Below are 12677 nucleotides of genomic sequence, written 5' to 3'. Positions count from 1 at the left end.
GTTCACTGCAGTCGTACAGTTCATAACGTGAGCAACCTGGAGCAGGACCCCAACGAGATCCGCTGCGGAGCCGAGAGCGGTGGTGAGACCGAGTTGCTCGCCGGGCGCGCGGTGCCCTTGGGCGGCCCGCGCGGCATGTCGGTGAGCAGGACACTGCCCAACGCGCACCGCCGCATGATCGGCGCGTGGTGCTTCGTGGACGCCTACGGCCCCGAGGTGGCGGTGATGCGAGTGCCTCCGCATCCGCACACCGGCCTGCAGACCGTGAGCTGGCTGCTCGCCGGCGAGGTGCTGCATCGCGACAGTGTCGGCAGTCTCCAGGCGGTACGCCCCGGCCAGCTGAACCTGATGACCGCCGGACGCGGCATCTCCCACTCGGAGGAGTCGCTCGAGACGCTGCTGCACGGTGTTCAGCTGTGGGTGGCGCTGCCCGGCACGGACCGGCGGACCGGGCCCGGGTTCGAGCACCACGCGTCACTGCCCGTAAGGTCCGGCCCCGGGTTCGACGCCACGGTGATCATGGGGTCGCTCGGCGGCGTGACCTCGCCCGCGACCACCTACAGCCCCCTGGTAGGCGCCGAGGTGGCCGTCGAAGGGAGCGCCGAGGTGCCGCTCGACCCCGGCTTCGAGCATGGGGTGCTGCTGCTCGACGGGGAGGTCGAGCCGCTGGAGGCGGGACCGCTGCTCTATCTGCCGCCGGGCCGCAACCTGTTGCGGTTGAGCGGGCACGGGCGGGTGCTGCTGATCGGCGGCGAGCCGTTCAGCGAGGAGATCGTGATGTGGTGGAACTTCGTCGGCCGCGACCACGACGAGATCGTCGCGTTCCGCAAGGAGTGGATGGAGGGCGAGGGGTTCGGCACCGTCGAGGGGTTCGACGGCGGTCCGCTCCCCGCGCCCGTCCTGCCGGGCACCCGGCTGCGGCCCAGGGGTCGCGTCCGCTAGTCCCGGTTTCCGCACATACCGCTTTGCCGCAGGTCAGCCGCTATGGCTGATCCCGCACTTGATGTCATCGGTGCAGCTCGGAAACAGTGACGCGCGGAAAACAGGCCTGGATCCGGTGATGTACGGAAACCGGACTGGTTTCCGTGACGTGCGAAAACAGGGCTGGTTCCGGTGACGTACGGAAAATAGGGCTAGTTTCCGTTACGCGCGGAAACGGGGCTGGTTTCAGTGCGGGAAGGTGTAGATCACGTCCATGTTCGTGCTGTTCGTCGGTATCTCGGCCAGCAGGCGCACCGCGGTACCCGTGAAATCGACCACCTGTATCTGCTGCTTCTCCGCGCTCGCGTCGGGCCTGACCCAGCAGACCAGGTGGCTGTCGTCGTACCAGGTGGCCAGGCCGGTGCAGGGCGATTCGAAGCGCTTCAGCTCGGCGCCGGTCTGGGTGTCGTAGACGCAGTTGTTGCCGCTGCCCAGGCCGGGGCAGTTGGTGACGAACTGCTTGCCCGATGGCGAGAACAGCGACTCGGCGATACCCGGGCCCACGTTCGGGATCCGGCGCAGTCGCAGCCCGTTCACGTCGAAGAAGCGCAGCGCCTGCTGCTTGGCGTCGTTGGACAGGGCCACCACGCCCGTATCGGCCTGGTCGAAGCCGTAACGGATGCCGTGCAGCGAGCCCTCCCGGAGCGAGGCGACCGTGGCCTGCCTGGTGGCGAGGGTCACGATGGCGAACCCGGTCGACTGCCAGACGCCCTTCACCGGGTTGCCGACGTTGAACAGCAGGCGGCCGCTGTCACGCGACCAGCCCTGCACGTACGCGCTGAGCGGCTGGCGCGAGGTCTTGACCGTGAACGCCTCACCCGACACCTTGTCGGTGATCTTCACGCTGTCGTAGCCTTCGGCGAAGGTCTTGCCGCGCTGGGCCAGGTACCGGCCGTTGGGCGACAGCATGCTCTCCCACATGTTCGGATATTTCGTGAAAGGTCCGGCCAGCGAGTCGCGGGCGTAGTAGATCCAGTTCTGGGTCTTGGCGTCGCGGACCATGTAGGTGGTGAGCCTGACGGCGTCGCCCGGATTCTCGTAGATGACCGTGTCCGTACCGGGAAGCGTTGAGGTGACCAGGTTCGCGGTGGGAACGACCGCCGGAGCCGCGGATGTGGCCGTGCCTTCCGCGCTCGGGGAGGAGGTCGGGGTCGGCGGGCCGGGCAGGTTGGTCAGCGCGACGGCCACCACGGCGATGGTCGCGACGATGGCCACGGCCGCGGCGATCGCCGCCACCACATAGCTCTTCTTGCCACCCGATCGGGGTGGCGGCATCTGCGGGCCGGAGCCGTACTGCGGCGACTGCCCCTGCGCGGCCGGGGGGACCCACGGCGACTGCTGGTGCGGCCCCGACTGTGCTTGCGACCCTTGTACTTGCGGACCTTGTAGTGGCGGGCCCTGCGGAGACGAGCCCTGTGGGATCGGACCTTGGGGTGGTGGCCCGTACGGGTACGCCGCCTGCGGTTGCGACCCCTGGGGGTACGGCCCCGACTGCGGTTGCGGTCCCTCGGGGTACGGCCCCGACTGCCCGTACGGAGGCTGACCGTATGAGGGCTGTCCATATGGGGGCTGCATGGGGAACCCCGACCCCGGCTGGGACGGAGGCTGGGATGGGAATGGAGGCTGAGGCGGAGCCGAGGGGCTGGGCGAGGACTGAGGCGGAGCCGAGGGGTGGGACGGGGAGCCGCTGACCACGGCGGCCGCCTGCTCCAACTCCGCGGGATTCGACGTGGGGTGCTCCAGCAGCCGCATGATCACCTGCTCGGCGGTGGGCCGCCGGAGGGGGTCCTTGGACAGGCAGGCGGCCACGAGTTCGCGCAGCGGCCCGGTCAGCGAGGACAGATCGGGCTCGTTGTAGAGCACCTGGTCGACGATCTGCGGCACCGACTCCGCCTCGAACGGCCCGACCCCGGTGGCGGCGAACACGATGGTGCTCCCCCACGCGAACATGTCCGCGGCCGGCCCCACCGCATGCCCCAGAACCTGCTCCGGCGCCATGAACGCGGGCGTGCCCACCGGGGTGGAGGTGATCGTCGAGGTGGCGTCGAGCGCCTTGGCGATGCCGAAGTCGATCACCCGGGGACCTTCGCCGGCGAGCAGCACGTTGTTCGGGCTGAAGTCGCGGTGCACGATGCCCGCCTGGTGGATGGCGGCCAGTGCGGTGACGCTCCCGATGGCCAGCCGGTACAGGGCGGCGTCCGCGCGCGGCCCCTCCTCGGTCACCACCTGCCGCAGCGGCGGCCCATCGACGTACTCGCTGACAATGAACGGCCGCTCCTCGTGCACCCCGGTCGCCAGCACCTTCGCGGTGCAGAACGGCGCCACTCGCTGCGCCACGGCCGCCTCCCGCGCGAACCGCTCGGCCGCGACCACGTCGCCCGCCAGGTTCGGGCGTAACCACTTGATGGCGGCCTGGTCGCCCTGCTCGTCGACGCCCAGATATACGACGCCTTGTCCGCCTTCTCCCAGCCGTCCGCGGATCTCATAACCTCCGAGACCGGCGGGATCTCCTGCTCTCAGCTCACTCATCGACGGCATGACCAAATTATGGGCGTGCTTCTTGCGAATGACTTAACTAGCTCTGTCCGGAAATTTCGTGTCAGTACGCATGGACGACGGTGCGCGTGTACCCATCGGGATCAGTGGGCCCGCGGCCTTGACGGTGTGCAGGACGGGGGCCGTTTCGAGTGTGTGGATGGCGTCGAGGCCACCCAGCCGATGGGTGAGGTAATCGTGCAGATCGGCGGGGCTGCGGCAGAGCGCGTTGGCCAGCAGGTTGGTCCGGCCGGTGGTGGCGGCGACCAGGGCGAGTTCGCGGTGACCGGCCAGAGTGGTCGCGACGCGGTCGAGGTGTCCTGGCTGGACGGACATCCAGAGCAGGGCTTGGGTGGTGGCCCCGAGGACGGCGGGGGCGACCTCGACATCGAAGAAGATCGTTCCGTTGGCGCGAAGTTCGGCCAGACGGCGGGCGACGGTGGCTTGGGACACCCCGGTGGCCACGGCGAGGTCGGCGTGCGTGGCCCGGCCGTCATGGCGCAAAGCGTCGATCAGGTCGTGATCGGCGCGCGCCAGCGGCGGCCGATCGGCTGGCTGACCCCACCGACCGGCCGACTGACCGGCCAGCTGATCGATCGACTGATCGGTCTGCCGATCCGTCGGAGATGGCTGGCGGGCCGACTGACGGGTCGACGATGGCGGGTGGGCTGACTGATGGGTCGGTGATGGTCGGCGGGCCGGTGAATCTGTGTCGCGGGCCTGTGCGAGCCGCTGTTGCTGCTGGTCGGTGAGGGTCTCGAGGCGGCCTCGCCACCCGGTCGGCCCGCCCAGGTAGGTGTGCAGCAGGCAGTGGGCGGAGACCGCGGTGATGCCGGCCCTTCGGGGGATGTCGTGCAGCAACAGCGAGGGTACGGCCTGCGCGCCGGTCGGCGCGTGGATGACGGCGAAGATCTCCGTGCCTCCGGAGGCCAGTTTGACCCAAGAGGTGTCGGCGCGCCGGGCCAGCGAATGCGAAAGATCGCGCACGGTGGACGGGGTGGCGGTGAGCCGGATCAACCACTGGGTCTGGCCTGCCCGGTCCGGATTGGGCAGCCCGACCACGCGCAGCGCGGCCTCGGCGCGCAGTCGCCGATAACGGCGGGCCACGGTCTGCCCCGAGGTGCCGAGTACCTCGGCGATACGACCGAAAGGTGCTCGCCCGTCAATGCTGAGGGCGTGGATCAGCCCTCGATCCACATCGTCGAGTGTGAGCATTTCCCGCAGAAAACCGTCGGACACGGAAGATAGTCTCCAACACTACGTTCCAGATGGAACAGCTGGCCCGACCTCTTCACGCTGGGATCCCGCCCGTCGACGGCGTGGGTTCGCGGAGTTGGAGAGGAACGTGGGATGTCGGTACGTGTGTCATCGCCCCCAAGGGCGGCTTATCGGTGGCGGTGGGTGGCGCTGGCGGCGTTGCTGCTGGCCGAGGCCATGAATCTGCTGGACTCGACGATCGTGCAGGTCGCCACACCAGCGATCCGGGCCGACCTGGGCGGGTCGGCGTCGGACATGCAGTGGTTCAGCGCGGCGTACACCTTGCCCTTCGCCCTGCTGCTGATCACCGGGGGTCGGCTGGGTGACATCGCCGGTCGGCGGCTGGTCTTTCGGATCGGTGTGGCGGCGTTCCTGGGCGCGTCGCTGGCCTGCGCCCTGGCGGACTCGGTCGGCATGCTGATCTGCTTCCGCGTCGTGCAAGGCGGCGCGGCCGCGGCGATCATTCCGCAGACCATCGGCCTGATCCGCGCCATGTTCGACGGCGAGGAGATGTCCAAGGCCTTGGGCAGTATCGGCCCCGTCATGGGTCTGGCCGCTGTCTGCGGGCCCATTCTCGGTGGCGTGCTGACCCAGGCCGACCTGTTCGGCTCGTCATGGCGGTCGGCGTTCCTGGTCAACGTCCCGCTCTGCATCGCCGTGCTGGCCGTCGCGCCGGTCCTGATCGAGGACCACGCGCCGCGGCGGCCGAGTCTCGACCCCGCGGGCACCGCACTGGCGATGCTCGGCACCGCGCTGATCGTCTACCCCCTGATCGGGGCCGGCACGGCGCACCTGTCGACGGGAAGCTGGATGGCCATCGGCATCGGCCTGGCGGCCGTCTTCGGCTTCGGCCTGCAGCAGCGACGGAGAGCCGGGCTCGGCCGCAGTTCGCTGGTGGAGACCAGCCTGTTCACGCACCGCGCCTTCCCGGCCGCGCTGGTGACGTCCGCTCTGTTCTTCGCGATGACGACCGGGCTGATGTTCGTCGTGGTTCTGCACCTGCAACTGGGAGTGGGCTCCGACGCGCGCACCGCGGGCCTGAGCATGGCGCCTTGGTCGGTGTGCCTGGCGGTGTCGTCGTGGGTCGCGGGCGCGTATCTGGTTCCTCGCTACGGGCGCCGGGTGATGTTCGCCGGACTCGCCACTCTGGGGGTGGGCATAGTGGCCGCCATCGCCGTGTACCACGCGGCCGCCCCCATGACCTATCCCACGCCGCTGCTCGGCGCCCTGGGAGTCGCGGGCCTCGGCGTCGGGATGTTCACCCCGTCGTTCTTCACCGCCGCGCTGAAACCGCTCAAACCTCAAGAGATCGGCTCAGCCGCCGGCCTGCTCAACGCCGTCCAGCAACTCGGCGCCACGCTCGGCGTCGCCGTCCTGGGCAGCGTCTACCTCGACGGCTCCATGTCCGGCTCGCCTGGTGGCGCGGTCCAGGTGACCTGCGGCGTCGCGGGCGGCTTGCTCGTGGCGAGCTTCCTCTCCGCCGCGCTCATGAGGGCGGCCGGGCCCCGGTTACAGGATCTTCATCCCGGGAGTAAAGAAGCTCTCCTCGATCTCGACTTGTGACGCAGCGCGATGTATTGATCACCGTTAGTATTTTCGGCATGACAACCCTCCAGGAGCTGGAGATCCGGGTAACGCGCCTCGAAGAGCGCTCGGACAACCAGCGAGAAGACATCAAGGTCATCGGCTCAGAGGTCTCCAAGATCCTTCTGACTCAGGACGAGATCCTGAAGGTCCAGCGTACGCACACGCAGAAAATCGACGTACTGGACAAGAAGTTCGACAAGCTGGACGAGAAGTTCGACAAGCTGGACGAGAGGTTCAACGAGCTCGCCGCGGTGGTGGGCGGGCACAGTGAGACGCTAGCTGGGCACACCCAGATACTGGCTGGGCACACCCAGATACTGGCTGGGCACACCCAGATACTGGCCGAGCACGGTCAGACGCTGGCCGAGCACGGTCAGACGCTGGCCAAGCACACTCGGATGTTCGAGACGCTGTTCGCCCACTTCGGCATCCCCCTCCCCGCCGAAGAGCCCCAGCACAACTAGTGCGGCGACCACGATGGCTCCCGGGCAGTTCGCCACACGACCGTCCCGATGCTCGTGACGGTCCGTGGCAGCTGGGGTCCTTTTAGCGGAATGCCCCTTCGGGAGACAGAAAGAAGACGGCCCGTCGTGGCACAGGCCCCCTGAAGGGATACCTCCTCCGGAGGAGGAGAAGACGGCTCGTCGCGACACGGGCCCCATGGAGGAATACCCCCCCGGGGAGCCCAGGAAGACGGCCCGTCATAGCTACCTTCGGGGAGAGGAAGAACGGATAGCCGACTTCGCCTTCTGACGCCCGGGGCCAGGAGGCCCCGGGCGGCTCGGCCCTTACTTGTCGGAAAGCTTGTGGCCGCGGAAAATCGGGTGGTCGGTCTCCCAGTAGCGCCAGCCTTCGATTCTCGATGGAATGTCGGCGATACCCGTGGCGATTCTGACCTCGGCACAGTTGTGGAGCCGGGCCCACTGACCCCAGCCGATGCGGTAACCGAAGACGCGGTACCACATGTTTCCGTACTTGCCGTCGCTGATTGTCTGCGTGTAGTCGTGCCCCGTGAAGATCATGTGCCTCTTCTCGAGGTGTGGAGTGACCTCCCTGGTGAGCGCGCGGAGAATGTCCTCGGTGGTGACCGTGCTGCCGATCGTCTTGGCGACCGAGTCGGTGACCGATCTGGTCTTGATCTTGTCGGCCTCCACGAACGCGAGCACTTCATACTCGTGGTGGACCGAGACGGTCATCGAGCCGCCGGGACCATCGGTGTACCTGGTGCGGGGAACGAAGAAGTTGTGCGGCCGCAGAGAGTGAGCCCTGACGAAGGTTCCCGGCTCGCAGCCATTCCCGCTATCGGTCAGGACCGTCTTGTGGAACTGATGGAAATGGCGGTGGTGGAACCGATGGTCCGGCACCGGATCGGCGTTGGCCGGGATGGTCGTGATGCCGGCAAGGGCCACGGACAGGGGCGCTGCCACGGCCAGCGTCATCCGTCGTCTTGCCCGCCGCCTCGCCGGACGGGTCGGTGTGCCTGTGGCGTCGGCTCTCGAAGTGTGCGTGAACATAGAGGTACCGTTTCTTTTGGAGCGCGGCCAGCGGTCGCGGCTAACCCATTGGCCGGAAGACGGCCCATTCCTGCCCGCTGAGCAACCCAGCGTGACGATAAAGATGCTTACAGTCGTCGCCGGACTCCTCCCGACGCCACGCCGAAAAGGACTTCCCCGGACAGGGAAAGCAAAGGTGAATAAAACCTCAGTGTTTACCTGCCTCGCCTCGAAAGGGCACGGCACCGACCCTCTGCGACGAAACAGTCACACCACCGCTAAGACAGCCGCTGCGCCTTGCTCAGCAGCCGCTGCGCCACCACCACCAGCGCCAGGAACGCCCCGCTGACCACCTGCTGAAAGGCCGACGTCAGGTTCCCCACCTGGTTGATCAGGCTCTGGATCACGCCCAGCAGCAGCACCCCCGCCACCGTCCCGGTGATCCCGCCCGCGCCCCCGGTCAGCAGGGTGCCGCCGATGACGACGGCGGCGATCGCGTCCAGTTCCAGGCCGATGCCCAGGATCGTCACCCCGGACGAGAGCCGTGCCGCGTTCAGCGCGCCGGCGAGACCGGCCAGCAGGGCCGACATCACGTACACGGTCACCTTGGTACGCGCCACGGGCACGCCCATGAGCGCCGCCGCCTGCTCGTTGCCGCCGATCGCGTAGACGTTCTGCCCGAAGCCGGTCCGTTGCAGCAGCACCATCGCGATCAGTGCCAGCGCCGCGGTGATGTACACGGGGTACGTCAGGCCGAACAACTCCCCCTGCCCCAGGGACGCAAAAGCATGATTTTTCACCAAATAGGTGGTTGCCCCCTCGCCGGAAATGGCGAGCATCAACCCCCGCACACCCAATAAACCCGCCAATGTCACGATAAAAGGGGCCATACCGGTGCGTGCGATGACCAAGCCCTGCAGCAAGCCGACCACCCCGCACGCGCCCAGCGGCAGCGCCAGCGCCACGAGCAGGCCGTACTGGGACCCGTAGGCCGCCAGCACCCCGCCCAGCACGAACAGCGACCCCACCGACAGGTCGATCCCGCCGCTGATGATCACGAACGTCATCCCGATCGCGATGATCGCCAAGAACGACGACGAGACCACCACGCTGGCCGCGTTCCCCGCCGTGGCGAAGGAGTCGAAGGCCACGCTGCCCACGATCACCAGCAGCGCCAGCACCATGAGCGCCCCGTGCTGCTGGAGCACCCGGCTCACCTGCTCACGCCGTAAAGAAACAGTGGTCATCGGTTCGCACGCTCCCTGGTGGCGTAGACGGCGGCCAGGATGATGACCGCCTGGACCATCTGGGTCCACGACTGCGGCAGATTGTGCTTGATCAACGTCGCCGCGAGCAGTTGCATGAGCAGCGCGCCCATGACCGTGCTGAGCACCCTGATGCGCCCGCCGGTGAGGGGCGTGCCGCCGACCACGACGGCGGTGATCGCCGACAGCTCGATGAACAGGCCGAGCGACGTCGGGTCACTGGCCTGCAGGCGGGCCGTCGCCAGCACCCCGGCCAGCGCGGCGAGCAGCCCGGAGATGACGTACACGATCAGCAGCACCCGTTTGACCGGCAGCCCGGACAGCTCACTGGCCGACCGGTTACCGCCGATCGCCACGACCTGACGGCCGAACGTCGTGCGCCGCACCACGAACAGCACGATCAGCGTCAGCGCCGCCGCGATCAGCACGATGACCGGGATCCCGGCCACCGAGCTGCTGCCCAGCGCGATGAGGTCCGGGTTGCGGAACTCGACGAGCTGCGGCACCAGCACGTTGGCGATACCGCGTACACCCACGAGCAGCGCCAGTGTGGCCACGATCGGCTGGACGCCCACGTAGGCGACCAGCGCCCCGCCCGCCGCGCCGACGATCGCACCGCCGATCACCGCGACGATGAGCGCGGGCAGCGCGCCGTACCCCAGGTAGAGGGCGACGAGCGCGGCGGCCAGCGCCATGACCGAGCCGACGGACAGGTCGATGCCCTGTGTGCCGATCACCAGCGCCATGCCCAGCGACACGATCACGATGGGCGTGACCTGGACGAACTGGGTGCGGAAGTTCGACGCGTCGAGGAAGTGCGGCGTGAACAGCACGTTGAACAGCAGCAGCGCCAGCACGGCGGCGTACACGCCGTAGTCCTGCACCCAGGCGAAGATCCGCGGTTTGAGATCCGCCATCGACATCTTCGAGGTGCCGGTCATCGGACCGCCCCGCGATCGTCGCCGTCGAGGTGCGCGCGGTCATCCGCGATCGTTGCCATGATCCTCTCCTCGGTCACCTCGTCGCCGGTCAGCTCCCCGACGACCGCGCCCTCGCGCAGCACCAGGATGCGGTCGGCGCCCTCGACCAGTTCCTCCAGGTCGGAGGAGATCAGCAGCACGCCCAGCCCCTCCTCGGCCAGCTCGTCGATCAGCGCCTGCACCTCGGCCTTGGCGCCCACGTCGATGCCGCGGGTGGGCTCGTCGAGCAGCAGCACCTTGGGGCGGACGGCCAGCCAGCGGGCCAGCAGCACCTTCTGCTGGTTGCCGCCGGACAGCTCCGACACGAGCTGGTTCGGCGAGGCCGCCTTGATGCGCAGCCGCCGCATGAAGATCTCGACCATCCGGTCGATCTTCGCGTCGGACACCACGCCCGCCCTGGCCAAGGCGGGCAGGGCGGCCAGCGCGATGTTCTCGCGGACGGACAGCGTCGGGACGATGCCTTCGGCCTTGCGGTCCTCGGGCAGCAGGCTGACGCCCGCCCTGATGGCCGCGGTGGTGGAGCCGCCGCGCAGCGGCAGCCCGGCCACGAGCACCTGCCCGCCGTCCAGGGGCATCGCGCCGACGATGGCCTTGGCGGTCTCGGTACGGCCGGCGCCGAGCAGGCCGCCGAGACCCACCACCTCGCCGGGCCGTACGGACACGTCGATCCCGTCCAGGACGTGCCGCCGCGTGAGGCCGCGCGCCTCGACGGCCGGTGGCTCCTGGCCGTCGGCGGCGCGGTGGCGGTCGCGGGAGAACCTGGTCAGGCCATCCGTTTTGACCTCGTTCAGCTCGCGGCCCAGCATGAGCGAGATCAGCTTGAGCCGGTCCAGCCCGGTCAGCGGCCCGGTGTGCGCGACGCGGCCGTCGCGTAGCACGGTGACCCGGTCGCACACCTGGTAGAGCTCGTCGAGCCGGTGGCTGACGTACAGGACGGCGATGCCCTCGTCGCGCAGCCGCCTGATCACCCCGAACAACGTCTCGACCTCGCGCGGCTCCAGGGAGGAGGTGGGCTCGTCCATGATGACCACGCGGGCTTCGACGGCCACGGCCCTGGCCAGGGCGACCATCTGCTGGGCGCCGATGCCGAGCGTCCGCAGCGGCCGCCGGACGTCGGTCTCGACGCCGTAGCCGGACAGGACGCGGGCGGCTTCGGCGTACATCTTCGTGGCGTCGATGACCCCGAATCGGCCGCGGGGCTCGCGGCCGAGCAGCAGGTTGCGGGCGACGCTCATCATCGGGACGAGGTTGACCTCCTGGTAGATGGTGGAGATCCCGGCGCGCTGCGCGTCGAGCGGCGTGCCGAAGGCGGCGGGCGCGCCGTGGTGGCGCAGTTCGCCGCCGTCGGGATGGTACACGCCGGTGAAGACCTTGATCAGGGTGGACTTGCCGGCGCCGTTCTCCCCCACGAGGGCGTGCACCTCGCCGGGGAGGAGGGCGAGATGCACACCGTCGAGAGCGAGTACGCCGGGGAAGCGCTTGCTGATCCCCTTCGCCTCGAGAACCGCTTCCAAGTCAGTACGCCTCACCGAGGGAGTCCTTGGCGTTGGACGTGTCGTAGTCGCGGTCGGAGATGATCACCTTGTCGGGGATGGCCTGGCCGTCGAGGAACTTCCGCGCGGTCTCGAAGGCGAGCGGCCCGAAGCGGGGGTTCGACTCGATGACCGCGTGCAGCCAGCCGTCGGCGATGCCCTGGACGGCGCTGCGGGTGCCGTCGACGGACACGATCTTGATGGTGCCCGCCTCCTTGCCCGCGCCCTTCAGAGCGGTGACGGCGCCGAGCGCCATCTCGTCGTTCTCGGCGTAGATGCCGTTGATGTCGGGGTTGGATTGGATGAGCTGCTCGGTGACCTGCTGACCCTTCTCGCGGGCGAACTCACCGGTCTGTTCGAACGAGATCGTGATGCCGGGGGCCTTCTCCTTGATCCGGTCCTTGAACCCGTTCGTCCGCTCGGTGGTGACGTTGTTGCCGGGCGCGCCGAGCAGGATGGCGACCTTGCCCTTGGCCGAGAGGGCGTCGATCATCCGGTCGGCGGCCCGCTTGCCCTGCTCGTAGAAGTCGGAGCCGATGAAGGTCAGGTAGTCGCTGCACGCCTTGGCGTTGATCTTCCTGTCGACCGTGATGATCGGCACCTTCTTGGCCGCGGCCTGCTGGAGCACCGGCTCCCAGCCGTCGGAGTTCAGCGGCGCGATGACCAGCAGCTGCGCGCCCTGGGCGATGAGCTGCTGCACGTCGGTGATCTGCTTGGAGAACTGCGACTGGGCGTTGGTGACCTTGAGTTTGGTGATGCCGAGCTTGGCCGCCTCGTCCTTGATCGACTTGGTCTCGGCGATGCGGAACGGGTTGGCCTCCTTCTCCGACTGGGAGAAGCCGACGGTGGCCGTCTTGAGGTCGAACTTCTTGCCGCCGAACTGGTCGAGCGTGCACGTCGGCCCGGCCGAACCGCTGGGGCTCTGCACGACCTGCTGCCCGGCCGTGCTGGTGGCGGCGGGCGCGCTCTGCGGCTCCTCCGCCTTGGCGCAGGCCGAGGCGGTCAGGAGTACGGCCAGCGCCAGGCAGGCTGTCCGGAGATTCATGG

General features: G+C 68.4%; 10 protein-coding genes. 3 read left to right on the top strand and 7 right to left on the bottom strand.

Features of this window, described 5'->3' with window-relative positions; translation table 11 throughout:
* Positions 1 to 27: 27 nt before the first annotated feature.
* Positions 28 to 942 (top strand): pirin family protein, encoded by a 915-nt coding sequence (locus AB0B61_RS31985; RefSeq protein ID WP_358439707.1) that lies wholly within the window; start codon positions 28 to 30, stop codon positions 940 to 942.
* A gap of 225 nt (positions 943 to 1167) precedes the next feature.
* On the opposite strand, the gene AB0B61_RS31980 is transcribed toward AB0B61_RS31985, so the two are convergent.
* Positions 1168 to 3519 (bottom strand): protein kinase, encoded by a 2352-nt coding sequence (locus AB0B61_RS31980; RefSeq protein ID WP_358439705.1) that lies wholly within the window; start codon positions 3517 to 3519, stop codon positions 1168 to 1170.
* A gap of 33 nt (positions 3520 to 3552) precedes the next feature.
* Complete coding sequence (locus tag AB0B61_RS31975) at positions 3553 to 4755, bottom strand: Lrp/AsnC family transcriptional regulator (RefSeq protein ID WP_358439702.1); 1203 nt, start codon at positions 4753 to 4755, stop codon at positions 3553 to 3555.
* A gap of 111 nt (positions 4756 to 4866) precedes the next feature.
* On the opposite strand from AB0B61_RS31975, the gene AB0B61_RS31970 reads away from it, so the two are divergent.
* The gene (locus tag AB0B61_RS31970; protein ID WP_358439700.1) at positions 4867 to 6336 is read left to right on the top strand and encodes an MFS transporter; all 1470 of its coding nucleotides are present in this window, start codon (positions 4867 to 4869) and stop codon (positions 6334 to 6336) included.
* 38 nt (positions 6337 to 6374) lie between these two features.
* Positions 6375 to 6824 carry a hypothetical protein gene (locus AB0B61_RS31965; RefSeq protein WP_358439697.1) on the top strand — a complete coding sequence of 150 codons (450 nt, stop codon included), beginning with the start codon at positions 6375 to 6377 and terminating at the stop codon, positions 6822 to 6824.
* Between the two features lie 324 nt (positions 6825 to 7148).
* Here AB0B61_RS31965 and AB0B61_RS31960 read toward each other — a convergent pair whose 3' ends face one another.
* The 5 genes from AB0B61_RS31960 to AB0B61_RS31940 form a co-directional block, all read right to left on the bottom strand.
* Complete coding sequence (locus AB0B61_RS31960) at positions 7149 to 7799, bottom strand: hypothetical protein (RefSeq protein WP_358439694.1); 651 nt, start codon at positions 7797 to 7799, stop codon at positions 7149 to 7151.
* A 332-nt stretch (positions 7800 to 8131) separates the two neighbouring features.
* Positions 8132 to 9100 (bottom strand): ABC transporter permease, encoded by a 969-nt coding sequence (locus tag AB0B61_RS31955; RefSeq protein ID WP_358439691.1) that lies wholly within the window; start codon positions 9098 to 9100, stop codon positions 8132 to 8134.
* Positions 9097 to 10059, bottom strand: coding sequence for an ABC transporter permease (locus AB0B61_RS31950; protein ID WP_358439689.1), 963 nt, complete (start codon positions 10057 to 10059; stop codon positions 9097 to 9099). The genes AB0B61_RS31955 and AB0B61_RS31950 overlap by 4 nt, the downstream gene beginning before the upstream one ends.
* Entirely contained in the window at positions 10056 to 11627 is a 1572-nt protein-coding gene (locus tag AB0B61_RS31945; protein WP_358439687.1) for a sugar ABC transporter ATP-binding protein, read from the bottom strand. The genes AB0B61_RS31950 and AB0B61_RS31945 overlap by 4 nt, the downstream gene beginning before the upstream one ends.
* Positions 11614 to 12675, bottom strand: a complete 1062-nt coding sequence (locus AB0B61_RS31940) for an ABC transporter substrate-binding protein (protein WP_358439685.1) — start codon at positions 12673 to 12675, stop codon at positions 11614 to 11616. The genes AB0B61_RS31945 and AB0B61_RS31940 overlap by 14 nt, the downstream gene beginning before the upstream one ends.
* Positions 12676 to 12677: the final 2 nt, after the last annotated feature.

The sequence above is a fragment of the Nonomuraea sp. NPDC049158 genome (assembly GCF_040648335.1).
GTDB lineage: Bacteria > Actinomycetota > Actinomycetes > Streptosporangiales > Streptosporangiaceae > Nonomuraea.
Note: the sequence above shows the minus strand (reverse complement) of the source record. Positions and strands in the feature narration are given on the sequence as shown.